The sequence below is a fragment of the Paenibacillus macerans genome (assembly GCF_050565405.1).
Taxonomy (GTDB): domain Bacteria; phylum Bacillota; class Bacilli; order Paenibacillales; family Paenibacillaceae; genus Fontibacillus; species Fontibacillus macerans_B.
Genome location: NZ_JBNYYG010000008.1, coordinates 82568 through 107479, shown reverse-complemented (window position 1 = coordinate 107479; position 24912 = coordinate 82568). Strand labels below are relative to the sequence as shown.

General features: G+C 46.5%; 26 protein-coding genes and 1 pseudogene. 7 read left to right on the top strand and 20 right to left on the bottom strand.

Going from position 1 to position 24912, the window contains the following annotated elements; all coding sequences use genetic code 11:
• Positions 1-143 precede the first annotated feature (143 nt).
• The 5 genes from vanS to ACQ4N8_RS08275 all read right to left on the bottom strand — a co-directional run bounded on the left by vanS (position 144) and on the right by ACQ4N8_RS08275 (position 4217).
• Complete coding sequence (vanS, locus tag ACQ4N8_RS08295; RefSeq protein ID WP_430703872.1) at positions 144-1292, bottom strand: vancomycin resistance histidine kinase VanS; 1149 nt, start codon at positions 1290-1292, stop codon at positions 144-146.
• Complete coding sequence (vanR-A, locus tag ACQ4N8_RS08290) at positions 1282-1977, bottom strand: vancomycin resistance response regulator transcription factor VanR-A (protein ID WP_430703871.1); 696 nt, start codon at positions 1975-1977, stop codon at positions 1282-1284. The genes vanS and vanR-A overlap by 11 nt, the downstream gene beginning before the upstream one ends.
• 288 nt (positions 1978-2265) lie before the next feature.
• Positions 2266-3351: an NADH-dependent flavin oxidoreductase gene (locus ACQ4N8_RS08285; protein ID WP_430703870.1), complete on the bottom strand. Its 1086-nt coding sequence runs from the start codon at positions 3349-3351 to the stop codon at positions 2266-2268.
• A 35-nt stretch (positions 3352-3386) separates the two neighbouring features.
• On the bottom strand, positions 3387-3857 hold the full coding sequence (locus ACQ4N8_RS08280; protein WP_430703869.1) for a cupin domain-containing protein: 471 nt from the start codon (positions 3855-3857) through the stop codon (positions 3387-3389).
• Between the two features lie 30 nt (positions 3858-3887).
• Positions 3888-4217, bottom strand: a complete 330-nt coding sequence (locus ACQ4N8_RS08275) for a hypothetical protein (RefSeq protein WP_430703868.1) — start codon at positions 4215-4217, stop codon at positions 3888-3890.
• 266 nt (positions 4218-4483) lie between these two features.
• On the opposite strand from ACQ4N8_RS08275, the gene ACQ4N8_RS08270 reads away from it, so the two are divergent.
• Positions 4484-4825 (top strand): winged helix-turn-helix transcriptional regulator, encoded by a 342-nt coding sequence (locus ACQ4N8_RS08270; RefSeq protein WP_430703867.1) that lies wholly within the window; start codon positions 4484-4486, stop codon positions 4823-4825.
• Between the two features lie 110 nt (positions 4826-4935).
• On the opposite strand, the gene ACQ4N8_RS08265 is transcribed toward ACQ4N8_RS08270, so the two are convergent.
• A complete protein-coding gene (locus tag ACQ4N8_RS08265) occupies positions 4936-5595 on the bottom strand; it encodes an NAD(P)H-dependent oxidoreductase (protein WP_430703866.1) in 660 nt (219 codons plus the stop codon).
• Positions 5596-5640: 45 nt separating this feature from the next.
• The gene (locus ACQ4N8_RS08260; protein ID WP_430703865.1) at positions 5641-6369 is read right to left on the bottom strand and encodes a DsbA family oxidoreductase; all 729 of its coding nucleotides are present in this window, start codon (positions 6367-6369) and stop codon (positions 5641-5643) included.
• Between the two features lie 522 nt (positions 6370-6891).
• Between ACQ4N8_RS08260 and ACQ4N8_RS08255 the strand changes: the two genes are divergently transcribed.
• Positions 6892-7401: a nuclear transport factor 2 family protein gene (locus tag ACQ4N8_RS08255; RefSeq protein WP_430703864.1), complete on the top strand. Its 510-nt coding sequence runs from the start codon at positions 6892-6894 to the stop codon at positions 7399-7401.
• Between the two features lie 273 nt (positions 7402-7674).
• Here the strand turns inward: ACQ4N8_RS08255 and ACQ4N8_RS08250 are convergent, their stop codons facing one another.
• A complete protein-coding gene (locus ACQ4N8_RS08250; protein WP_430703863.1) occupies positions 7675-8313 on the bottom strand; it encodes a hypothetical protein in 639 nt (212 codons plus the stop codon).
• Positions 8314-8456: 143 nt separating this feature from the next.
• On the opposite strand from ACQ4N8_RS08250, the gene ACQ4N8_RS08245 reads away from it, so the two are divergent.
• Positions 8457-8786 (top strand): EcsC family protein, encoded by a 330-nt coding sequence (locus ACQ4N8_RS08245; RefSeq protein ID WP_430703862.1) that lies wholly within the window; start codon positions 8457-8459, stop codon positions 8784-8786.
• Here ACQ4N8_RS08245 and ppsA read toward each other — a convergent pair whose 3' ends face one another.
• From ppsA to ACQ4N8_RS08230, 3 genes are all read right to left on the bottom strand, one after another.
• Entirely contained in the window at positions 8787-11384 is a 2598-nt protein-coding gene (ppsA, locus tag ACQ4N8_RS08240; RefSeq protein WP_430703861.1) for a phosphoenolpyruvate synthase, read from the bottom strand.
• Between the two features lie 209 nt (positions 11385-11593).
• A complete protein-coding gene (locus tag ACQ4N8_RS08235) occupies positions 11594-12490 on the bottom strand; it encodes a polysaccharide deacetylase family protein (RefSeq protein WP_430703860.1) in 897 nt (298 codons plus the stop codon).
• 232 nt (positions 12491-12722) lie between these two features.
• On the bottom strand, positions 12723-13748 hold the full coding sequence (locus ACQ4N8_RS08230) for a stalk domain-containing protein (protein ID WP_430703859.1): 1026 nt from the start codon (positions 13746-13748) through the stop codon (positions 12723-12725).
• Positions 13749-14043: 295 nt separating this feature from the next.
• Between ACQ4N8_RS08230 and ACQ4N8_RS08225 the strand changes: the two genes are divergently transcribed.
• Together ACQ4N8_RS08225 and ACQ4N8_RS08220 are read left to right on the top strand one after the other, a co-directional pair.
• Entirely contained in the window at positions 14044-14691 is a 648-nt protein-coding gene (locus tag ACQ4N8_RS08225; RefSeq protein ID WP_430703858.1) for a TetR family transcriptional regulator, read from the top strand.
• A complete protein-coding gene (locus ACQ4N8_RS08220; protein ID WP_430703857.1) occupies positions 14688-15935 on the top strand; it encodes an MFS transporter in 1248 nt (415 codons plus the stop codon). The genes ACQ4N8_RS08225 and ACQ4N8_RS08220 overlap by 4 nt, the downstream gene beginning before the upstream one ends.
• 276 nt (positions 15936-16211) lie before the next feature.
• Here ACQ4N8_RS08220 and ACQ4N8_RS08215 read toward each other — a convergent pair whose 3' ends face one another.
• The 4 genes from ACQ4N8_RS08215 to ACQ4N8_RS08200 form a co-directional block, all read right to left on the bottom strand.
• Entirely contained in the window at positions 16212-16343 is a 132-nt protein-coding gene (locus ACQ4N8_RS08215) for a hypothetical protein (protein WP_430703856.1), read from the bottom strand.
• 4 nt (positions 16344-16347) lie between these two features.
• The gene (locus ACQ4N8_RS08210) at positions 16348-16788 is read right to left on the bottom strand and encodes a MarR family transcriptional regulator (protein WP_430703855.1); all 441 of its coding nucleotides are present in this window, start codon (positions 16786-16788) and stop codon (positions 16348-16350) included.
• 176 nt (positions 16789-16964) lie between these two features.
• Positions 16965-18659, bottom strand: a complete 1695-nt coding sequence (locus tag ACQ4N8_RS08205; RefSeq protein ID WP_430703854.1) for a M3 family oligoendopeptidase — start codon at positions 18657-18659, stop codon at positions 16965-16967.
• A 276-nt stretch (positions 18660-18935) separates the two neighbouring features.
• Positions 18936-19700: an SDR family NAD(P)-dependent oxidoreductase gene (locus ACQ4N8_RS08200; protein WP_430703853.1), complete on the bottom strand. Its 765-nt coding sequence runs from the start codon at positions 19698-19700 to the stop codon at positions 18936-18938.
• Positions 19701-19813: 113 nt separating this feature from the next.
• Here ACQ4N8_RS08200 and ACQ4N8_RS08195 point away from each other — a divergent pair, with 113 nt between their 5' ends.
• The gene (locus tag ACQ4N8_RS08195) at positions 19814-20209 is read left to right on the top strand and encodes a MerR family transcriptional regulator (protein ID WP_430703852.1); all 396 of its coding nucleotides are present in this window, start codon (positions 19814-19816) and stop codon (positions 20207-20209) included.
• A 56-nt stretch (positions 20210-20265) separates the two neighbouring features.
• Positions 20266-20400 (top strand): annotated as a pseudogene (locus tag ACQ4N8_RS08190) (SOS response-associated peptidase family protein); the annotation flags it as partial.
• A gap of 133 nt (positions 20401-20533) precedes the next feature.
• Here ACQ4N8_RS08190 and ACQ4N8_RS08185 read toward each other — a convergent pair.
• The 5 genes from ACQ4N8_RS08185 to ACQ4N8_RS08165 all read right to left on the bottom strand — a co-directional run bounded on the left by ACQ4N8_RS08185 (position 20534) and on the right by ACQ4N8_RS08165 (position 24907).
• Complete coding sequence (locus tag ACQ4N8_RS08185) at positions 20534-20671, bottom strand: DUF6254 family protein (protein ID WP_430703851.1); 138 nt, start codon at positions 20669-20671, stop codon at positions 20534-20536.
• Positions 20672-20753: 82 nt separating this feature from the next.
• Positions 20754-21548: an SDR family NAD(P)-dependent oxidoreductase gene (locus ACQ4N8_RS08180; RefSeq protein ID WP_430703850.1), complete on the bottom strand. Its 795-nt coding sequence runs from the start codon at positions 21546-21548 to the stop codon at positions 20754-20756.
• Positions 21549-21680: 132 nt separating this feature from the next.
• On the bottom strand, positions 21681-22709 hold the full coding sequence (locus ACQ4N8_RS08175; RefSeq protein WP_430703849.1) for a helix-turn-helix domain-containing protein: 1029 nt from the start codon (positions 22707-22709) through the stop codon (positions 21681-21683).
• 97 nt (positions 22710-22806) lie between these two features.
• Entirely contained in the window at positions 22807-23868 is a 1062-nt protein-coding gene (locus ACQ4N8_RS08170; protein WP_430703848.1) for an NAD(P)/FAD-dependent oxidoreductase, read from the bottom strand.
• A 13-nt stretch (positions 23869-23881) separates the two neighbouring features.
• Complete coding sequence (locus ACQ4N8_RS08165; protein WP_430703847.1) at positions 23882-24907, bottom strand: ABC transporter substrate-binding protein; 1026 nt, start codon at positions 24905-24907, stop codon at positions 23882-23884.
• Positions 24908-24912: the final 5 nt, after the last annotated feature.

Sequence of the window (24912 nt, the reverse complement as noted above, 5' to 3'; positions counted from 1 at the left end):
GTTTTTTAAAATTAAATTGTTAATTTCCTAAGAAAAAGTAAAGATAACCTTGAGATTTTCCTAAGAAACGAATATTAGTTCCCGGGGTCCCCGCAAAGTACCTGAGTAAGCTTCGAAGTAAAGCCCCACTTTGTGGGGGGATTTTAGGAACTCCTTGTATCACCCAAGTCCGGCAAGGCCGGAAGCTCTACCGTGAACGTCGTGCAGTTATCACTGCTATCCGCGTAAATCTGCCCGCCATGCTGAACAATGATTTCTTTGGCAATCGCGAGTCCAAGTCCCGCGCCGCCCGTATCGGAAGAACGGGCATCGTCCAGCCTGTAAAACTTTTCAAATATGGCAGCGAGCTTATCTTTGGGAATGCTTCCGGCGTTCTTGAAAACGATGGACACCCTATCCCCGGAGAGGCCCGCCGTAATGTCAATGACGCTGCCCTTCTCGCTGTATGCAGCGGCGTTTTTCAAAATGTTGTTAAAGACCCTTGCCAGCTTATCGGGGTCGCCGAATACGGTCAAATCCTCGGAAGCATGGATAACCGCCTGTTTTCCATTCATGGCAAGCTGCGGATAAAATTCATCGGTCATCTGCACCAGCATATAGTATAGGTCTATGTGCTTTTTCGTGAGCGTTATCGTTTGGAGGTTATATCGCGTAATCTCAAAAAACTCGTCGATTAGCTGTTCGAGGCGATACGCTTTGCCCAGCGTAATATGCACATACTTCGCCTTTTGCTCTACCGGCATGTCCGGCGCCTCGTCAAGCAGGCTCAGATAACCGATAACGGATGTAAGGGGCGTTTTAATATCGTGCGCCAAGTACATAACAACGTCATTTTTTCTTTGTTCGGCCAGCTTTGCATCCTGCTCTCGCTTTTCCAGAGTCCGTTTTAATGTGCCCAGCTTCTGTTCCATGAACTCCATTTCCGCAGAAAGTTCAATGGGTTTATCTTCGTTCTGAATAAGTATATCAATGCCGGTATTGATCTCGTCAAAGTATTTTGCAAATTTTGAAAGCATGACGCGGCATAGAATAAGAATACTAATGGCAATCGCCACATAAATAAAGATTTCTATATTGTTCCGTATCGTATACTGATATATGATCATCGCGTCCTGACGCTCCAGGTTATAACTGTTTTCCAAAAAACGTACGATCCACTCCCCAAGTGTCCCCCTGATAAATAAACGCAAAAACAACACGAATACAACGGCTGCCATAACAACCACAACGATATACTGGTAGAGTTTTCGTTTTAGTTTGGAATAATCGGTTTTTTTATTCTTATTTTTCAATTTTGTAGCCAACCCCCCATACCGTTTTTATATACTTCGGATTATCAAGGGTGTCGTTCATTTTCTCGCGTAGATGCCGGATATGCACGGTGATGGTGTTGTTGCTCTTGCTGAAATATTCGTCGCCCCATATCTCATGAAATAACTGCTCGGAGCTAACCACATTCCCCTTGTTTTCACAGAGGATGCGCAGGAGTGAAAACTCGGTGGGAGTAAGGGATAACTGCTTCTCGTTCAGAAAACACTCATGCGTGTTTTTATTTATTATAAGGCCGGAGTGGACGATAACATCTTCGTACCGCTCCGTTACTCCATTGTATTTTTTGTATCGGCGCAATTGCGCCTTGACCCGCGCAACTAACTCCAGCGGGCGAAAGGGCTTCGTTATATAATCGTCCGCGCCGATGGTTAACCCTGTAATTTGATCTACCTCCGTATCTTTCGCGGTCAGCATGATAATCGGATAGGTATGCTTGTCCCGTATCTTTTGGCAGATCGTAAGGCCACTCGAATCGGGAAGCATGATATCCAGTATGGCAAGGTCAAGCTCGGTCTTGTCGATGCATTCCAACGCTTCTTTGGCAGTATAGAATTTGAAAACCGTATAATTCTCGTTTTTCAAGTATAGCTCAACCAAATCGGCAATTTCGCGTTCATCGTCCACAACAAGTATTTTATCGCTCATCGTTCAACCCTCTTTTAACAAATTTAACATTGGATTTAACAGACTGCAGGAAATATCTCTAGATCATAATCTATCAAAGATTGCTCCATGACACAAAACAACCCCAAATCAATATGCCATTGTTTGTACCGCTGTAATACAACCTACTGCTTTGTTTTCAAACAATGCGACAAATGGCTTTTTTAGAGTTTCTCGTTATTCGTAATTGTTTTGATTGAAAGGGATAAAATTGGGCAGAGGCTCCCGAGCTTTTATCAATACTCTAAGAACCTGCTGCCTGATATACGATTAATTCTCATACGGAATATAATTTTCAATCATGTCCCATAAGGCCTCAGGAAGCATCAGTTCCGAGTTATCGCCCCTGTGCAATTTTTTCTTGATAAAGTTTTCTTTATCTTCGCGTACCTTTTCAACCCACAGTGGATCTAAAAGCAAACCTCTTGCGATTGCAATGAGTTCTATACTGGTAGACAAAGCCTCGACGGCATCTTCAGGAGTTCTAATTTCACCCACGCCAATGAGAGCAGTACGTTCTCCAACGACATCTTTAAGAATCTCTATCCTGGATCGGGTATCATCAGTACCCCGACGCGGCTTCGACCAGAAATCATGAAGAGAAACGTGAATATAATCCAGCCCCTGATCTGCAAGTCTATTAACGTTCTGTTTGGTATCCGCCATGGTCAATCCATTCCATTCTGCTTCCTCCGGTGAAATTCGATAACCAATAATAAACGTCTTTCCGCTATCTGCCGCTACTTTTTTGATTTCACTTATTACAGCGAGTGGAAAAGCCAAACGTTTTTCTAAAGTGCCGCCCCATCTATCAGTACGACGATTGTAATGAGGCGATGTAAATTGCTGAACCAGAAATCCGTTAGCACCATGAATTTCGACTCCGTCGAAACCGGATTCAATGGCTCGTCTTGCCGCATCTCCGAATTTCCTAATAATATCTTCAATTTCTCCATCCGATAATTCACGCGGAAGCGGGAAATTGGAGTTATCTGCTGTAACAGCACTGGGCGCTTCACCTGCTCCATTAGCACCCTCATGGAATAACTGCATAACGGCAACCGCTCCATATGATTTCAATACAGTGCTAAGCCTGCGCAGTCCAGGGATATGTTCGTCTGTTTCTGCTGCAGGCAAACCCGGATAGTGACTCCCTTTTTTTATAGTAGTAGCCGATGTAATGACCATACCAACATCTTTAACTCTCATCTCGTAATAAGCTAATTCATCCTCGGAAATAAATCCGCCGGGTAACGAACCTAAATGCCCCATTGGAGACATAACGATTCTATTTTTTAGTTCTTTGCCGCTTTTTAAACGAAGCGGTTCAAAAAGAGGTTTGTATGCATCTTTCATAATATTCCCCCCCCTGGGATCAGACTATTAAATTTTCAAGATTGCATAACCAGGGGCGGCCCAATTATCCAAGTGTCAAATTGCTCAGCGATCTTTCCAATTTCCTCGAGTGAATATCGGCTAATTTCAGGAAAGAAATCGTCAATCCCTCCAGGAGCAAATGTGAAAAGAATACGGCCCGTATCAGTTCCAACATTTGCCCACGCATGAGGAACGCCGCGAGGAACCACAACGCTCGTTCCGGGAGTCGCCTCAAATTCTGTGTCCCCGCATTGGAAAAGAAACGTTCCTTCAAGAATTTCAAATATCTCTTCCCTTTCCTTATGAATGTGCTTTGGAGGTCCTGACAAAGCCGGTACACGTGCTTCAATGACGGTTACCGCTCCACCCGCTTGGTTGCTGTGGATCCGAATAGCCATTTGTTCTCCCGGCATTGTGTCGAACCATTTAAGTTCCTTGGCATAAGTAACGACGGCTCCGGATAAGTGGTCGTTAGTCATTTTCATCTTCATTCTCCTTAAGGTTCGTTAGTTTATTTAATGGGTTAGCTTTAACAAATGAGAAGTCAATTCTTCCGGGTGGGAAAAGAATGGCGAGTGATCCGAATCCAAGGTAATAACTTGTTCGCAAGGCGTTTGCGAATACATCCCACGTTGTAATTGGATTGGAATTGCTCTATCTTTAAGTCCTTCGATATATACACGAGGTACCGATCCGAATTTCTCGCCAGACAGTTGGACAGGCGTTACCGACGGTATGAGCGGCTCTAAACAAAGCTTTTCATAAGCGCTTTTGAAATCCTCTTCGGAACAATCGGCAAAAAATGCACCATGCCACGATCCGTGTACCAGTACGAACGTACTCATTAAATTCACTCCTATTAGTCAAAAATTCAATAAAACATTAGGTTCATTGTTTACATGGGGATCCTCGTGGACCTATCAGTAAAACCATGCCGTAGACAAAATAAATAAACCTCCCAAACAACAATCCTGCGACAAGCAACAATGCAAGCAATAAACGAATGGATAATATTTCCAGTGACATTACAAACATTTTCTTATATGCTTTAAATAAGAAACTAACTTTATTTTTTATTCTGAATAACACAAAGAAAGTGAGCTGATAAACAATGGAACAAGTAGAGTTTGAAAGTCATTGTATTGAATCCATTTCTGAAGTTCTGCAATTTCTTTCAGGAAAATGGACTTTTCTAGTCCTAACCGAACTTCTAAAACAGCCTCAGCGGTTTAATCAGCTGCGACGAAATTTAGATAACGTCAATACAAAAGGGTTAACAGATACTCTAAGAAATTTAGAAGAGCAACAAATGATAAAACGTCAAGTGTTCCCGACAGTACCCGTAACAGTCGAATATTCCATTACTGAAAAAGGCAAAGCATTTTCAGTAGTGTTTGAACAAATCAATCGATGGAAAAGCGAATGGGATTCTTCGGTCCAAAAAACTTCCTAAAGGATTTGTTTGATTTAGCCGTCAAACTAGCTGAACGTTTGACGGCTAATACATATTAATCGTTGATTAATCGGGGGTTCCGTTATTCACGAACGAAAAGCTTAAATCCATCAAACATACTGTACGATTTCGTTAACTGGCTTTCTTCTCTTAGGGCGCCCTTCCCGAACGCGATATCCAAAGGCCACCATGACACTTAAGCCATATTCATCGTCTCCCAGCAAACCTTTCTTCTGAAGAAGATCATTGACGGCATCCAGGTTGAACCCTTCAATAGGGCATGAATCAATTCCAATATGCGCCGCAGCCGTGGTCATATTTCCCAGAGCAATATAGGTCGATTTGGAGGCCCAGTCTAACAAAGCTCTTTCGGAATCCAAGTGCAGCTCCTCATAAAATTGCCCATATGCAGGCTTCATTTTTTGAAATATCTCCAAAGGCATCTGTAAGGCTTGAGTTTGATGTTCCACCAAATAAGGAGAATCAAAGGTAAGATTCTTTCGAGCTAATATCAAAACGAAATGACTTGATGTAGGAAGCTGACGCACACCTCCTGATACATGCGGAGCTAATTCCTTTCTAAATTCGGGGCTTTGTACAACAACAAATTTCCAAGGCTCATTCCCCCCCGAGCTGGGAGATAACCGGCCAGCCTCTAGAATAAATTGAAAATCATCTTCGGAGATTTTCTTGTCCGGGTCAAATTCTTTGGTCGCATGACGGTAATAGTAGGTTTCTAACAATTCTTTTTTTCTTAGAGTGACATCCATTTGTTCTCCCGCTTTCTAATATAATTGTCTTTACTCTAGTTATCTTCAGTCGTGTGAGCTATTGGGTAATTGGCACGAACCATCTTCACATAGGGAAGCATCAGGATCGAGGGAGGAGGATTTAAATGGAATCAACGGGTTTTCCTCTTTCCAGGCTTGCTGTAACGCTTCCGCAAATACCTCTGCGGGTTGTGCACCGGAGATGGCATATTTATCGTTGATCACGAAAAAAGGCACTCCTCGTATCCCTAATCGACTTGCTTCCAACTCGTCAGCCCTTACCTCATCACCATATTGGTCGCTCTCCAGCATCGCAGCCGTATCGCTGCGATCCAAACCGGATTGTACAGCAAGATCCACCAAGGTATTCACATCCCCCAGATGCAGAGAATCCGTGAAATAGGCCTGATATAGCCTTTCCAACAAATCATCCCCTTTGCCAAACGTCATAGCATACTTCAGAAGGCGATGAGCGTTAAACGTATTGGTGGGCTTTGCTGTATCGTAGTTGAATTTTAAACCAACCTGTTCAGCACGTTTTGAAATCGTCTCCTGCATGGCCTTCATATGTTCTCGGGTCGATCCCTGTTTAGCAGCAGCCAACCCGTAAACATCGTCCGAGGGATTCACCTCCATATCTGGATCCAGCTCGAAGCTTCGATAAACCATGTTCACGGCCTCGGGATGGACAAGCTTTTCTAATCCTGCTTCAAGACGACGTTTGCCGATATAACAAAACGGACATACCATATCTGTCCATACTTCTACTTTCATGCTTCATCCTCCCTTATTTTTCTAATAGATAGTGCCTCGAGGCCAACTATAGCAGGTAATGATATTTATTATAAGAAGGATATTTTTTTTAATATGCTTTAGAAAATGAAAGTTATGTTCATTCGAAGTCATACCCTTATAAAATTCAGCATCCCTCCCCTTCCTTAAAAGCTGGATCAAGACTTTACATTTTTAAAGCATATATAAAAAAAATGCCTTCTTTTGAAAAGAAATTATACCTGTTATAGTAGGGCTCGAGGCAATTGAATCTTCAATTACCAACCTAAACGGGAAGAGGTTGTTATCATTATGTAGGTACACGGAAAGTAATTTACATTAGGGAAAGAATAACGTAAAGGCTATGGTTTTCAATTCACATAAAAATTCAAGTAAGGAAGAAACTACGTCTAGGATGAGAAAACGAATGTTCCATTGACCTATTTCAATATGCACTTCAGCTGATGGTGGGTATTAGGAATTATTACCATACTTTAAATCATTTTAATAAAGGACGTGATCAGAATGTCAGTATACACAGATCAACAGCTAGCAGCGAAAGTCGCTGAACTTGAAGAAAAATATCAACGTTTGGAAGACATGGAGCAGATCAGACAATTAAAAGCGCGCTATTTCCGTTTTACCGATGAGAAGAAATGGTCTGATTTTGCGGCTCTTTTTACGACGGATACCCATATTGAAGCTGACGGAGCTGAATATCCAGGAGGAGGGGAAGCATTTGCTAAAATGATAGCGGGCCTTGTGGGTAAAGCGCCTTCGGTCCACCACGGACATATGCCTGAAATTCAAATGATCGACAAGGAAAATGCCGAGGCAGTTTGGGCTATGGAGGATTTGTTGACCTTCCCTGATGCGGAGAATGCATACCCAGGCCATAACGGGTATGGCCAATACCGCGAAACGTACAGAAAAATAAACGGCGTTTGGAAAATCAGTAGTATGAAGCTGACGCGTTTCCGGATGGATCCTCTTGCAAACTGGGATCCTAATACGGATCCAGTGACTGGCAAGTAACAGCTGGTTAAAAAAATTATATAAAAATAAAGCAACCCCTTTATCGCTTAATTTGAGTTATAAAGGGGTTGCTTGTATCAATCCCGAAATCCACCAAACCTCAAAGGATCTAATTGAGCAACCCACATAATAAAATTCCTTTCCTTAACTGTCTTGACTTTAGTGGGTAAACCTACAATATGAATATCAAAAGAGACACCGATTAAGGTGTCTCTTTTGATAGATACTATGGAGGCAAGAGGAGTCGGACATTCGGCACTAAAACCTCGCCCATTATGAATCAACTTGAACCGTTGATAACGAGACGAGGACCGGACCGGCAAAATCCGCAGCTTCCTCGCCTTTTGGATTGTGAAGACGGAACAGGAAAGCGTCACCTGTTTCTGACAGCCATACGATATAATCGTTAATCCCTTCACCGCTCGAGGATTGAAGATAGAGCTCAGCGGAACCCAGGGGATGCTCGACAAGCTCGCCACTAAAATCGGATACTTCGCCGAACTTTTCCAATGCCTCTCTTCCTTCGGTTTCAAGCTGCGCTAGATCATAATTTGCAGGTAGCGATTCGATTTTGACCTCGTATTCCGGATTACTGCTAAGAAAGAGACGTCCTTCGGCGGCGTCGAATGCAAACTTTTCGAAAACGTATAAGGAGAAGTCTTCACCTTGATGCAACGTGGCCGTGAGTGTTTGGTTCCCTTCGCCCGTCATCATATCAAAATTTTCGATCTGGGGACGCGTCACTTCGGGAGCTTTCTCGTTCTCAGCCGCAGGAGCCGTGACCGCCTCATTAGCCGGTGTTGAAGTTTCAGGGCTGACGGAAGGTTCAGTTGCTCCTGAGCATGCTGTAAGCGATAGTACCATGACGAAAATCGAGATTTTCATCATGAAAGCTAAATATTTTTGATACACGTTTGATCACGCCTTTCTAGTGTTAGTCCGTACGCGCTTCATGAGTTATTACCCGTTTTTTCATTATTCCATTCCCCTTTCGTATATACTAATGGAAATGAAAATTTTACGCTTCCCAATTATTTTATTCATGCTGCCATCCCTTGCCTCAGAACCTGGCATCCTTCTATGCGATTCTGGACATTCCCCCGAAGGTACACAGCATCATGACGACCACCATACGATCGATCGTGCGCACGGCGTTATTCGGCGCGGAATATACGCCTAGCCGTTCGGTACAGTGCACACCGGAACTGGAGTCTGCCTATCAAGAAGCGAAAGAGTTGTTTGCCCTGTACCAAAAAATGGCGGTTGCCGAAGGCGCCGGAACCGGAGCTGGCGCATGGGCGAACTACATCATTCTCGAGGAGCTCCGCGAATTCGCCATGAACGCTTACTGCCTGCGCAGATTACATGATGGCTTCGCCATTTAGCTACAATATTTCAATATACCCTTCCGTTCCATGCACACGAATTCGTTGCCCGTCTTTGATGAGTTTGGTGGCATTCTCTACCCCGACAACGGCCGGCAAGCCATATTCCCGTGCAATAACGGCTCCATGGGTCATGAGTCCCCCGACTTCGGTGACCAAGCCTTTGATGGATACAAACAAGGGGGTCCAGCTAGGGTCGGTAAAGGCGGTGACTAAGATATCCCCTTCTTCCAGATCGGCATCTTCCATGGTTAAGATGACACGCGCCCTTCCCTCTATAACTCCGGAAGAAACGGGCAGACCTGCAATCGCTTCGGCGGGGAGAGTTTCTCGGTTGTACTCTCCTGTAATGATTTCTGCATCCGACGTGATCACACGTGGCGGGGTCAGTTTTTCAAATAATTTATACTCGTCTTTTCGTTTGCCGATGATCCGGTAATCCAATTGATTGGTGCGTACTACTTCATGAAGTTCCTCAAACGTCAGATAGTAGATATCTTCTTCTTCACGAATAACGCCCGCTAGCATGAGTTGTTCGGCTTCTTTCAGCAAAGCCTGCTTATAAACGAAGTAGCGGCTAACATAACCGTATTTGGGATACTCCCTATACCCAATGAAATTCCGAATTAGATCGATCATTCGTTTGGTTTCTTTAGCCTTTTGTTCGCCGTCCGGCAATGGCTTCAATCGATCCAATAATTCTTGTTCTTTTGCCAAAGCTTCCTGCCGCCCTTGTTCAAATTTCCGACGGCTGGCATGAGGCTCCAAGTTTTTGATGTTGCCCAGAATCAACGGGACAAGTGTGATTGGTTTTTCGCTCCACCTGGTTCTCGTAATATCGATTTCCCCGGTACACCGCATTCCGTATTTGCCGAGAAAATCATGGATCGCGTCACGGGTTTCCTGTCCGCCCTTAAACTTAACCAGCTCATCCAAAAAATTATCCTCTTTTGCATGTTGTAAATAATCAATGACTTCCGGATAAGGGCGAATCACATCCGCGACATCCAATAGCGCCAGACCCATTTCCGAAGTAATATTGCCCGGTACAGATTGAGAAAGCGTATCTGCCGCGTTTTTTTCGCCCAACCATTTGTACATGTTTTCATTGATCCATGATGAAGCCTCCATAGCAGACATAAACACAGCCGTGCTTTGCGGATCAAATAAGATCTTCTTTAATTGCTGCTGGATATCCTCCAGGATAAAATCAAACAAATCCGCTCCCGATTTCGCTTGGATGTTTTGTTTTAACTCTTCTATCGAGGCTTGACAACGCTTAATCAAATCGGAAACGATGGTCGGATCGTTCTCGAATTGTGCCAGCATATCTGTATGACTTCTGCTCAGAACCGGTGCTGTTTGTTCATTTGGTAACAATTTAATAAAATCTCGTTCGATTAGGGTCATGAGTGCCCCTTTGATGAGCGGATCGGATCCCAGGGTGTTTAATAAAGCTTCCCGGCCGACAGATGTAGCCAGCCTGGGTGCAACATCAACAAACAACCTCCCGCCGGCTATACGCATAGGTGCAGGAGTAATTAGCAGGTAAAAAGACAATCCCAATGGTTTGATGGGATCTGTCATCATTTGTTGATGACCGACAGAGAGATAGACGTGATTTTCTTGGGTCTTCGCTTCAGGGATCGGGTATAAAGTCGTGATCGGACGGCTCTGGACCATATAAAAAGTGCCGTCAGCCAAACACCATTCAATATCTTGCGGCTGGCCGAAATAAGCCTCGATCCGTCTTCCGATGCCCGCCAGCCGTAAAATTTGCTCATCCGTAAGGGTTTGCGTCTTTTGCCGATCAGGATCGATCTGCCTTGTCTCTGTTCCCCCTTCTTTTCGTCCATAGATCGCCAATGTTTTGGTTGCGATCCTCTTCTCGGCGATTTCCCCTTCCCGTACTTTATAACCATCGGCGGATACCAAGCCGGACACCAGCGCTTCCCCAAGCCCAAAACCGGCATCGATGGATAGCAGCTTTCGGTTTCCGGTCATCGGATCGGCGGTAAATAAAATTCCCGATGCCTGGGGGAAAACCATCCTTTGCACAATAACGGATAAATAAACCTGCCGGTGGTCGAATCCATTTTGCACACGGTAGATGACCGCGCGATCCGTAAACAGGGATGCCCAACATTTGCGGATATGCTGCAAGATGGCATCGACGCCGATGATATTTAAATAGGTGTCTTGTTGACCGGCAAAAGAGGCATGCGGCAAATCTTCGGCAGTCGCGCTGGAACGAACGACAAAGCCAAGTTCTTCACCAAACCGGGAGAGATAATGAGTCACTGCTTTCACAACATCGGAAGGAATTTCTGCTTCCAAAATGGTTTGCCGAATCTTCCCGCCGATTTCGCCAATTTGATCTCGATCTTCCGCTTTTAGCTTGGTTAGTTGACCCAACAAAGCATGATACGTTTCGTTTTGTTCGATGGCTTGTTGATATCCCGCGGTTGTCACGCAAAATCCCTCGGGTATTTGTATGCCTTCGATTTTTGATAATTCCCCTAAATTTAACCCTTTTCCGCCAACGAGCGGAAGCAGCGTTTTTTCGATTTCCTGGAGGCCGAGAACCAACGAACCCATTCAACATCTCTCCTAACCATTAATTTGAGAAAAACATTTGACAGGAACTCACCGGCATGGTATTATTAAAGTGTAGGATAAGATATTTATGCCATTTTGGCGAGAAACAGTCGTGATTTGATTATATCATCGCGCCTTTTTGCGCGCAATACAAAAGAACCTGGTAAAGTTGCCCAGGTTCTTTTTTTATTTTCCCTTCATTAGTCGCATCATTCAGGCTGCGAAGCTGGCAAGTGCAGCAGTTCGAGAACCGTCACGAAGGAGTATCCCTCCTCTTTCAATTCCGGAATCATTTGCTTCAACGCTTCGATGGTGTTTGAAAGATGGTCTTTTCCATTGGCGGTGTGCTGCAGAACGATCCCTCCGGGACTTAACTCCTTACGGACCAGCCTCATAATTTCCTTCGAGGACACCCCCGACCAATCCATCGTATCCACCGACCAGTTGACAACCGCCAAATTCATTTGGTTGATCCGGTCCAGTTTATCTTCGCCCAGCTCGCCATAAGGCGGTCGAAACAGGATAGGACGATATCCGATCATGTCTTCGAGCACTTTTTGCGTGTCTTCGACCTGTTTCATCGCCTCATTCATTGAAAGGTCATCGAATCTCGGATGAGACCAGGAGTGATTGCCGATCACATGCCCTTCCTCTGCGATTCGTCTAACCATGTCGGGATAGGCCTCGGCCTGTTCTCCCAATATGAAAAAAGTCGCCTTGATATGATTTTCCTTCAATACCTCCAGGATTTTTGGGGTAACGATACTATCCGGACCGTCGTCGAACGTTAATGCCACCTGCTTTCCGTCCTTCGATGAACCGTTGAAATAAATCTTGTTTTCGATTTGTTGCTGATTCTGATTCAGCGATTTCGGCGGAACCTCTTTGAATTCTTCAGAGTGAGAATTGTGATACGGAGCTAATTGTTCAAAATAGAGTTCGGATTGCTCCGACAGCTGAGGGCTAAACTTTGTAATGGAAGTCCCCGAACTCCAAGCCAATTTGATACCTAATAAAAATACGGATAAGATCAGTAGAATATAGACTCCTTTGACGGGCTTTCCGCTTTTGCGGTGACTTCGTTCGCGGTCTCTGCGATTGCTCATTTTGCCTCCTCGCGTGTTTCCTTGATAGAGATACAGGGACTTTAGCTTTGGAAGATCCCTGCCTGAACACAATCTTAAACCAGAGATGTGGAGAACGTTTCACCAAGATGTCACCAAGTTGTATACAAATAGATATTCAGGCGATTCAGACGCAAACAAGCCCGAATGAATAGCAATCACTCGGGCTTGGAGGAAATTAGTATCACTTGTTCATCATGATACCACAGTATTTTTATTTGTCTTGTTCAGTTGCATCGATGCCGATCGTATTTGTTTTTGAATCAAATGCTATCGTTATGTCAAGGGCCTGTGCGAGATCACGAAGCTTGAAGTAGTTGTTTCCATCAATGGTATATGCAGTGAGCTGTACCTCCTGATCATCCAGGTAAACTTTTGAAGTCGATAAGGATGCCTTTTTGGCCGTTGGCTTTGCGGATACCTTCAGCTCTCCTCCTTGGGCGGTATAAGCTTCATCCGATGTCAGGCTTATGGCGTTATGCTCGGCGTCCCAGCCCACTTCAAAGGTCTTGGCGGTTCCGTTCACGGCCATAGCAATATCGCGAAGCTTGAAATAGGTATTATTGTTTATGCTATATGCCTCAAAAGAAACCTGTTTGCCATTCACTAAAACCTTTGAAACCGAAGGAGTAGCCGGTGCCGTTTTTACTGCCGGTTTTACAGCAGAGTCTGAAGTCGGTGCAGCGGGGGGTGTAGTCGAATCAACCGGGTCCGAGGTTGGTTCATCAGAATCCGGAGTCGATGCGGCTCCGCCACCGGAAACCAGGTAAATCATTTTACTGGTCTGATCCGCATCGCCAAAACTAAATACGTAATAAAGATTACCGGTAAAGCCGCCATAACTCTTGTGAAGTTTTGCGGTCGCAGTTTTATTCGCCTCGATTTCGCTAACGCTTTGTTCCGAACCGTCTATGGTCCAGAACAGAGAGCCGCCATAAGCTCCATCAGCAGTATAGTAACGTACTACAGCAGGCATTTTTTCTTTGGGCGTAAATTTGATTTCCGCGCCGTCTTTAACGAGAACGATTTTATAGTTTTCTTCGGCAAGGATATCTCTGAAATCCTGGTTGTCATCATAGACTTCAAGTTCGAATTTATCCGACTGAGTGCCTACTTCGCCGGACAATGCATAGGTATACTTGTCGGCAGGAACCTCAGAAGCCATTGCAGGAATTGAAGTAAAGACCAACATGAAGACGGAGAGCATCAGAGCCAAAGAAACCATAGTCTTTTTTCTCACAAAACTACCTCCTAAAAATATGTACTGGTACCAAACTCCCCCTCATATTAGGTCTGTCCTCCCCCATAGTCAATAACTATTACCCTATCAGCTTAAAAATAGGCGAATATATGAAGATATTGTGTGTGCAAGAATATCATTAATAGTAAATAAATGTTCTTTTATGCTCTCCCTCACCTCTCCGTCAGAGATTGGTTATTGATTCCGTAAATTTATATTGAAAAATGAATCGCGTGTCATTATTATAAAAGTGACAGGCGATTCATTTTATAGGATCAGAAAGGAAGTGCTGAAGATGTCTCCAAAACTGACGGACAACAAAAAAGAGCAAAGGAGTTTGCAAATCCTCCACGCGGCCAAGCGGGTTTTCTCCGAAAAGGGCTACGGTCCGGTGACGCTAAAGGATATTATCGAGGAGACCGGCATGAGCCGAGGTTGGATTTACTTGTATTACCAAACCAAAGAAGATATCTTCGAGGCTCTTTTGGATCATTTGGATGCGGAGCATGAACGGTTCATTGAAGAGCTTACGGCTTCGTCCCCATCCATATGGGAAGTGATCCAATCGATTTACGCCCAGTTTCTCGCGGAGCTTCGCCGTTCTCCCCCAGGCGGCTTGATGGCCGCCTTCTATGAATACTTCCTGATCGGTTGGCGTGATGAAACGCGCCGGAAGTTGCTTCTGAAACGCTATGAAAAGGGAATCTCGGAATTTGCGGATCTGCTTCGGACCGGCGTCGAGCGCGGAGAGTTTTCTCCAGTTATGGAAATTATGGACATTTCCAGAATCGCCGCGGCTTATCAGGAAGGCATCATGACCCATTCCATCGCCGTAGGCGTCGAGAAAACGAATAGCGAAATGCAATTTAAAGCCCTCCTGCAATATTTAAAAAGTATGCTGCTGCCTGGCGAAAATTCGGATCTCCGGGATGAATTCAAATGATCACGCTTTTTCGTAATCCGACGTTCTGCAAACTGTTTATTGCCACATTTGCCTCCCAGTTGGGATCGGTGGTCGGGAACATGGCATTCGCTTACTATTTGGTGGACCGATACAGCGAACAGCCGTCGTTGGCAACTATGGCAGAACTGATGTATTCGCTACCTACCTTGGCGGTGTTCTGGATCGTCGGCGTTATCGCCGACCGGTTCGACCGCAAGCGTATTGCCGCCTACAGCGACTGGATCCGAGCGGGATTAACCTTGCTCCTGCTGCTGTCAGTTCACCTTGATTTGCTTTTCCTCTGCTTCCTGGTTCTTTTTCTGCGCAGTTCGATATCCAAATTTTTCGGTCCCGCCGAAATGGGGTTGCTGCAAGGAAGTATCGATCCCAATCAGTACGTGCAAGCCTCGGGACTAAATCAGATGATTACAGGGATATTTATGCTCTTCGGCTTGAGTTTGGGAGCGGCCGCCTATCATTTCATCGGTATTCAAGGCGCTATCCTGATCGATGGGCTAAGCTTCCTGCTCTCCGGTGCGCTGCTTGCCTCGGGAGATTTTCCCGAACAGACGCGGACTCCCAACGGAAAAAGCCGAATTCGCGAACTCCGGTTATCGCTTCTCTTGAAGGATTTTGGGCAAGGCCTTCATTATATCGCGGGAAATCGGCTGCTTCTCGTGCTGCTTAGCGGATTTTTGTTCTTCGGTATTGTCAATGGCGTGTTTGCTGTACTCCCCATCTTTGCCATGAAATATAAGCTAAGTCCCGATCAGTACGTCGTTCATTCTTCGCTCGTAACCGTCTTTCTGGGCATTGGCTTTCTTCTGGGGAGCATCCTTGGCCCTCATTTGATCCGCCGATTCACAAGAGCGCCGATCCTGATAGCCAGTCTTTCCATATCCGGCCTGATTATCGTCGGACTAGGCTTTACCGGTCGGGTTGAAGTTTATTTTATGTTTGTATTGTTGGCTGGAATCATCATAGCTCCCATTAATATCGCGCTTGGCAGTTGGATGCCGGAGCTTGTTCCTCCGCAGCATATGGGTCGCGTAAATGCTTTGATCGAGCCGGTCATGATGCTTGGCCACTCGCTGGCCTTGGGTGGGATCGCCCTAGCCTTTCCGGTCTGGATCACGGTAACCTGGCTGCATTATATTTTGGCTATTTGTAATTTGGCGGTCAGCTTCATCTATTGGATCGCGCTCCGGCCTTTAGCCCGCAAACGTGTGGTCCATGAAAAATAGTGTTTATAACTACTGTTCAGAACAACATGATACTTTGATTCCTTAACAAGTGACGCGAGTCGTGTTGGACTTTTCCCTCACCGGCTGAACTTAGCATACGGCATTGTTGTCTAACTCCTCGATCGCGAAGATATGTTTCTCTAAATTATAGTAATAATTACCGCTTGTAGCCGTAAATTCATAAACGCAATAGTCTGGATCCTCAACTCCTGCCTTTTGATTGGCCAAAAACTGTTTTGTTCGTATGGATGACGTATTCGTAGAGAACCAGAACTTTTACATACCGTCATGTACCGTTTTAAACATCTGCTTAGAGTTTGGGTAGCCATTTTCATCAATCGAACTGACAATAATGGTACGAGCATCGTTTACTAAAGAAATGATTTGCTCCAGCGTAACTTGTTCCATAAAATTACTCCTCATTTCGTTTTAAATTTTGAAGAACTATACCTAACATGTGATCGAACCGATCAATTTCCTCATCCGAAAACCCTTTGTAAAATAGTTCATTCATCTGTGCTGAGACTTTTTCGTAGGTTTCATGAAGTGCTTTAGCCTTGGATGTTAACGTAATTCGTGTTTGTCTTCTGTCTTTTAGATCTGGATTGCGTTTGATGTGGCCTTGTTCGGCCATTCGATCGAGCATACTCGTAAGAGTCGTCTTGGCAAGTGATGTTTTCTCACCAAGTTCTGTAATCGTTAAATGATCCTCCTGCCAGAGCACGTATAAGATCCGACCTTGTGCCCCATTGAATTCTTCGATAGAATTTTCTCTCAGTAATTTTTCAAAGATTCTATCGCTCAACTGTTTAATTTGAGAAATATAAAACCCGCCACGTGTTTCTCTAACCATAATCACCATCCTTTTTATACCATATAGGATATTACTATATAGAACTAATATCAAGTCATAACGTGATCTTTTTTATTAAGCGGCGTAGAGCGGGTAAAATCAATCATTTCACACACAACAGACGGCAGTCCCGGACAATGAACCATGTCCTGGACTGCCGCTTTGTTACTGATCCGTTATAACGCAGTATCATCCACACGATTTAGCCACTCTTCAATGCTCCCGATGACCGAGGTCACGCAACCATCCTCAAACGGCGAGATCAGTCCGGCGACCCGCACAAGCTCCGTGAACGATCGGCTGCCTCCCTGCTGGCATAGATGCAAGTAATCAGCCCAAGCTGCCTGGCGATTCTCGTGCATCTTCTTCCAGAACTGAAATGCGCAAATTTGCGCCAAGGTATAATCGATATAATAGAATGGAGAATTAAAAATATGGCTCTGCTTTTGCCAGAAACCGCCCTGCTCAAAATATTCGTTGTCCGCGTAGTTGCGGTGAGGCAAATACTTGCGCTCGATCTCCCGCCACGCTTGCTTCCGCTCCGCCGGCGTCGCCTCCGGATTCTCATAAACGTAATGTTGGAATTCATCGACCGTTACGCCGTATGGGATGAAAATGAGCGAGCTTGCCAGATGATCGAAACGATATTTATCGGCTTCTTCCTGAAAGAACAGGTCCATCCATGGCCAAGTGAAGAACTCCATGCTCATGGAATGGATTTCGCATGCTTCGTAAGTCGGGAAGGCGTATTCCGGCACTTCGAAGCTGCGGCTCTCATATACCTGAAAAGCATGGCCGGCTTCATGCGTCAGCACATCGATATCGCCGGACGTACCGTTGAAATTCGAGAAAATGAACGGTGCCTTGTATTCGTTGATATAGGTACAGTAGCCGCCGCTCCGCTTGCCTTTTTTCGCGACGAGATCCATGAGGCCGTTTTCCTTCATAAAGGTGAAAAATTCGTCCGTCTCCGGAGACAGCTCCGAGTACATCTTCGCCCCGTTGTTCACAATCCATGCCGAATCGCCTTTTGGCGTCGCGTTGCCTGACTGGAAGGCAAAGTTCTCATCGAAGTACAGCAAGCGATCCACGCCGATTCGGTTCTTCTGACGCTCTTTCAGCTTCGTGGCGACAGGCACGATATGCTCAAGCACTTGGTTCCGGAAGTTCGCCACCATTTGGGCATCGTAATCCGTACGCGCCATCCGCGCATAGCCGAGCTCGACGAAAGTGTTGAATCCGAGCTTCTTCGAGATGTTCGTTCTGACATTGACCAGATCATCATAGATTCGATCGAAGGTCTCCTCATGTTCAGCCATAAAACCGCTTGAGGCATCCATCGCGCGTTTGCGAACATCCCGATCCGTAGATTGCTGAAACGGAATCAACTGAGATAATGTACGTTCTTCGCCTTCGAACGGAATTTTTGCGGAAGCGATCAGCTTCGCATACTCGGTCGTCAGTTTGTTCTCCCGCTGCAAATCCCCGATGACCTCGGGGCTGAACGTTTTCAGCGAAAGCTCGGCAAGCCGGAATAGCTGGCGCCCCCATTTCTTCTCCAGATCTTCGCGGAATTTGGAGCCGACCAACGCCCGGTAGTAATCCGTAATATACTCCTGTACGATTGGACCGCTCTCGTCAAAGAAGTCCTGCTCCGCTTTATAGAACTCGTCGTTGGTATCGATCGTGTGCCGGATGCTGGCGATTTCTTGAAGCGTATCAAACTCGCTCCGCAGCTTATTGATTCCCGTCATGGCCCGATCCTGATCTTCATAAGTAGCCGCAGAGCTAAATACGTTCAGGAGCTCCTTGAACTTTTGTTCGAAAGCTTTGACATCCGGACGCTCATATGGATATTCGCTAAAATTCATGGCATGCACCAATCCCCTCACTGAAAATATAATCGGACCCGCGAAAGATTATGGTTATTATACTACATCCTCTTTTGGGATTGCATTACGGATGAAATCGCGAAGAAGACCTGCCCATCGCTTTGGACGTTCCCAGGCTAAACCGTGTCCGCAATCTAATCCTCCCTTATGTACTCCCTTATATAAATCATGTAATAAATCTATGCGGGGAGATGCCTGGAGATGAGGGGCTTTAATGAGAAAAGCGCGCTGATCGCAGCGCGCTTTGGAAAAGTTTTAGAGAAGCTGTCCGCCCGACACTTCAAGGCGCGTCCCATTCACCCAGCCCATCTCATCCGTGCATAAAGAGGCGACAACTCCGCCGATATCGTCAGCTTCACCGACCCGGCCTAGCGCAATTTTCGAGGCGACAAACTCCCTCATCTGTTGATTGTCCCTGACAGCCCCCCCGCCGAAATCCGTAGCGATTGCCCCTGGGGCTACCACGTTAACGCGAATCCCTCGTTTCCCCCATTCTTGGGCCATGTACTTCGTCAAAACCTCAATTGCACCTTTCATCGCCGAATAGGCTCCGAAGCCCTCAATCACGAACCGGGTCAAGCCCGTTGAGATGTTGACGACTCTTCCGTTGTCGGCTAGGCGGGGATACAGCTTTTGCGACAGGAAAAACACACCCTTGAACTGCACATTCATCATGCTGTCGAATTGCTCCTCTGTCGTTTCCGCAACCGAAGCATGTACTCCGAATCCCGCGTTATTGACCAAAATGTCGATTTGCTCCCGACTCCACTTGTTGTTCAGCACGTCCGTCAATTGTGAGACAAATGCATCGAAAGAAGATACGTTCCCGGTATCCAACTGCAACGCTGCGGCTTTTTGGCCGTTGTTTTCGATTTCCTTAACGACTTTGTCCGCCTCCTCTTCCCGGGTATGATACGTAATGATAACGTCTATTCCTTTGCGGGAGAGCGCGATAGCGGCATTTCTGCCAAGCCCGCGGCTGCCTCCGGTTACAAGCGCGATTTTTTGCATTGAATTCATCGATCCCGTCTCCTTTTTATATCGTTTTTAGCCACTTGATAACTTGGTTTTCGTGGTCTATAGTGAGTATAGTACTTCGAGTTAACTCTAGGTCAAGGGGTAGGGTGAAAAAAATGAATTATTCCATTAACGAGGTCGCGAACAAGTTCGGACTGTCCGTTCACACGCTGCGTTTTTATGATAAAGAAGGCCTCATGCCCTTTATTGGCAGGGATAAATCCGGCAACCGGGCGTTCACGGATACGGATCTCAAATGGGTGGCCATGGTATGCTGCCTGAAAGATACGGGGATGTCCATCAAAGAAATCAAGCGGTACGCGGATTGGTGCTTGCAGGGGATGCAAACGATCGATGAGCGAAAAACAATGCTCTCCGAACATCGCAAGCATGTCGTCAGGCAGATTGAGGAATTGACGAAAAACCTTCAGCTCATCGATTCGAAAATCGCGATTTACGATGATCCGGAGTTGGCTCAAAAAATGTACGGCAGTCTCGAAAATACACCTTAAAGAATAAATTTCCTCCTTTGACAAACACTATGGTGTAAAAAGGAGGCTGATGTTTCATGTGCCAACGCTTCTCCATGGCGACCGACTTGCCGGAGGTTCAGGAGCATTTTCAGATTGAACGGGTCATGTACTACTATAGAAACCGCTATAACATTAGCCCAACGCAGCATATGCCGGTTGTGCTTCAGCAGCGGATGAATGCATCCGGGAGATGGATCTAAAGCATGCGTGGGTCAAACGCTGATTTGCCCAGTTCCGTTAAAATTAGAAATAGCAGACCGCCAAGCCTTGATGTCGGGCATAGGGTCTGCTTTTATTTGTCTGCTACTCGGACTTTGCCCCGGAATGCTCACTATCGTATTCGTTCGATAACTCCTCAAGGGATTTGATCGGACCATGCGGGTGTTGGACTTGTTTTCGGCTTTTCGCTACATTGGCTTCTCTTTTTTTGGATCGGGTCATGGGAGGCCTCCTTTCGTCTTGTTTGGAAAGTTGGTTTCCATCCCGATAGGTTGATACGATCTCAGGCAAAATATTCGGGTTATCAAAAAATCGTCGGCACCATCCCCCCATCCATGCGAATGGGAGAACCCTTAAACGCGGATGCATGAGGGCTGCATACAAATGCGGCTAATCGGCCTATTTCAAAAGGCTTGATGAACCGCTGTATTTCGGATTGAGGCAAGTTTGCCGCCAAAAATGCTTTCTCTTTATCGGAAAAGGTCAACTCTTTATCCGGGTATATTCCCTCAATGATGTGCTGCACATTTTCGGAGAGGGTGGGTCCCGGCATGATCGTATTGACGGTAACTTCCGTGCCTTTCGTTAATTTGGATAAGCTTTTTGCCAAGGATAATAACATGGATTTGGTGATCGCATACTGAGGCATTTGGCCTGAAGGCATCACGGCTTCTTCGCTCGCAATGAAGATGATTCGGCCATAATCGTTTTTGAGCATGTTCGGCAAGTAGAATTTCGATAGACCATTTGCCGCAAGAACATTCGTACGGATGTATTTTTCCCATACCTCATCGGTAACGTCTTCATAGGCCATCATTTCATAAATCCCCATATTGTTAACCAAAATATCGATATCAGGATATTTATTGAATAAAGCTTCCCTTTGCTTGACATCTGCAAGATCGGCTGCTGCATTTTGAGGAGAGGTGGCCGGAAAATCTGATTTTATTTCTCGCACCGTTCGTTCTACCTCAGCAACATGGCGTCCGTTAATGAGTACATTCACGCCTTCTTTGGCAAGCTCAATGGCGATGGCTTTCCCTATCCCTTTCGTTGATCCTGTAATTAAAGCCGTTTTATGGTTTAATCCCATATCCATGATCCATTTCTCCTTTTAATCTTGTACTTCGGATAGGGATTATATTACCTTGTCTGAATGGTTGAGTAACTAGCCTATTGCGCCAAAGTTCTAGCTTAACCCGCCAATTTAGTTAATAAATCGTCGGTATTCCTAGCCGTCCTTCTGATCTCGAGATTGACATAAATGCCCAGTACGCCAATTCGAAGGCGTATCCCCTTCCCACAGGCGGAAGGCACGATAGAACGAGTTCTGGTCCTCATATCCGATTAGGAAAGCCACTTCTTTAATATCGAGGGAGGGATCCGCTAAGTACTCCCGTGCTTGCTCATGTCTAGCTTGCTTCAACAGATGCTTAAAGCTCGTGTTTTCATTAGTAAGCCTGCGCTGCAAGGTCCGGTCGCTCATTCCAAGCTCCTTCGCGACGGCCTGAATGTCGGGGCTTCCTCCGGTGAGGCCGCGTTTCATGATCCATTTGACCGTCTCGGTTATGGAACGGCTGCGCTGCTGCTCATTAAGCGATCGGTCCAGAGCGGGAGTCAGGATCTCCAGCAATTCTTCGTTGTACGAGGCAAAAGGGAGGTCTAGATCTTTTCGATACAGCATCAACCTGTTGCTTTTGCCGCCAATCCGGATACGGCAGCCGAAGTAGGCTTCAAGGGCCTGGACATCGCCCATGGGTTGCGAAAATTCGACGAAGCGCGCCGTCAAAGGCTGACCCGTGCCCCGGCGCCCAAGCTCCAAAAGAAACGCCAGTGTGATCCCGATCAGCAGCGGCGGACCTGAGTGCCCGGAATCCTGCCATTCCAGGTCGATGGCACAAGCGTCCCCCTCCTCCTTGATTCTTAAGCTTTCCGGAGGACAAAGCCCTTTGTACCTCACCATACGGTTCAGGGCGTCGCGATAGTCGCGAGCATGGTAAGGCGCCAGGACGGTCGGCGGATACTTGGCGGTTTCAAAAGCGGTGGCCAGTCGGATGATTCCCGTTGCAGCGTCGCCCATGAGATCGGAATACGCCTGCCAGATCGCAAAATATTGGGCGCTGGTGACGACGGGTTCAGACATGATGGTCAGCGGCAGTCGGGCTTTGCAAGCTACATCGCGAGCGTCGATCCCTAATTGGTGTAATCCTGACCAAAATCCTGGTGGCATATTTATGCGGTCAGAGAGTTGAGACTTCATGCTTAGGCTCCTTTAGCTGCTTTTATTTATGAATCATAACCTGTTCCATCTAAAAAGCGCCACACCAAAATGGTGTGGCGCTGTTGAAAATCACCCCTTACGCGTCCTCCTCCGCGACTCCAAGCGCGATGTTCCGCTCCTTGAATTTGGCATTATGGGAAGAAACGTAAGCTGCCGCTGCCGCATCAGGCTCCATATACAATTTTGCACTATTGACCGCCAGCGCCGCATCGGTGAAGGCGCCGGCGATCAAATGGAGCTTACTGGCATGGTGCGCCACATCTCCGGCTACGAATACGCCGGGCAAGTTGGTCGCGAGCCTCTCGTTCGCGTGGATGTCCCATTGCCCCATCTCCAATCCCCAGTTGACGATGTTTCCGAAATCGCCGCGCAATCCGTGATTCACGATCACGGCATCCACTTCGAGCCATTCAACCGCTTCCGACAACACGCCTTCCGAATCCACGCGCACGATCGATACGGCTTCGATCGCTTTACCCCCGGCGTTGCCGCGAAGCTGTTTGACGGCATACGGCGTCAGGACGCGGACCGAAGATTCCAGCATTCGCTTCACGTTGCGCTCATGCCCGCCAAAGCGTTCGCGACGGTGTACGACGGTTACGCTTGCGGCTAGCGGTTCCAATTCGTTCGCCCAATCCACGGCGGAATCGCCGCCGCCGGAGATGAGCACCCGTTTGTTGCGGAATATTTCCAACTCCTGTACCGTGTAATGCAAATTCCCGACTTCGTAACGCTCGGCCCCTTCGATGTCCAGCTTCGCAAGCTTCAGCACCCCGCGGCCCAAGGCAAGGATTAGCGTTTTTGTCCAGTGCCGTTCCCCCGTTATTGCCTTGAGCATCATCGTGCCATCGGCCAATCGCTCCAGTTCGCAGATTTGCTGTCCTAATACGAGCATAGGATCAAACGTCATCGCTTGCTTGATCATTTGCTCCGTCAACCGCTCGCAGCGAATCGGCGTAACGCCGCCGACGTCCCAAATCATCTTTTCTGGATAAATCAGCGTACGGCCGCCAAGCTCCTCTTTTGCCTCGATCAGCTTCGTTTTCATATCGCGCATTCCGCTGTAGAAAGCCGCGTACAATCCGGCAGGTCCGCCTCCAATAATCGTAACGTCGTAAAGTTCCAAGTCTTGCGACATCCGTTTGCCTCCTCTATTTGAACAAGTCCGGGTACATTTCTTTCGCCAACAGCTCCATCCCGTCGATCGTGTTGTAGCTATATCCGAACATGTAGTTGTAATCGACGGCATAAATCTGTTTATTTTTGATCGCATTCATGCTGGATAATTTGGGATTCGAATAAAGTGCCTCTTTAATTGTATCTGCGCTAACACCGTCGGTAGTGTCCCAATTCGGAATGATTAACACGTCCGGATCAGCTCCAATCAGCGTTTCCACGCTAACCTCTCCGGTTTCCTCTTTGAAAATATTGTCCAATTTAACCATCCGGAAGGCGTCATTGAAGAAGGTCTCGTCTTGAGCCGCGTAAACATACACTTCGTTGGGATCGCTCATATGCAAATAAGCGAATGTTTTTTGTTCGGTAATGCTCGACAATTTCGAGGCAATGGCGGCTTGTCTGTCCTTTAACTCCTGAATAAAGCTTTGGGCTTTATCCTCCACGCTAAAGATCTTCCCTAGATTCTCTAGATCCTTATAAATCGAGTCATACGTTCCCCCGGTAACCGAAGATTCAAGCACGTAAGTTTTGATCCCCATGTCGTTCAGCACGCCCACGGTGCCTACTCCCCAGTCGGCATTATCGAATAACCCGCCGCGCCCCAACACCAAGTCGGGATTCGTGCCCAACGTCACTTCTTTACCGACGTATTCGTCACTTAAAATGTTCAATTTCGCGTATTCGGTTTCCACCGATGGATCCGGTGCGCCAAAATTGGCGCCAACGCCGACGATTTTGTCCGCCAAACCTAAATGCAGCAGCAACTCTGCAGCCGGTTTCGTATTGGCCATGACGCGTTCCGGCGCTTTTTCAAAGATTTGCTCTTGCTTATCCCAAGTCGTGCCGCCTTCCGCCTTGGCAAAGTTTTGGATCGTTACGGGATAATGGCTTTGCGCTTCAGCCTTCGGTGCGTCCGAGCCGCTTGTCGCCGAACCGCCGCAAGCCGTTAACATCAATATAAGAACGAAAGCGATGCTTATCCATAGATTCTTTTTCACAATGG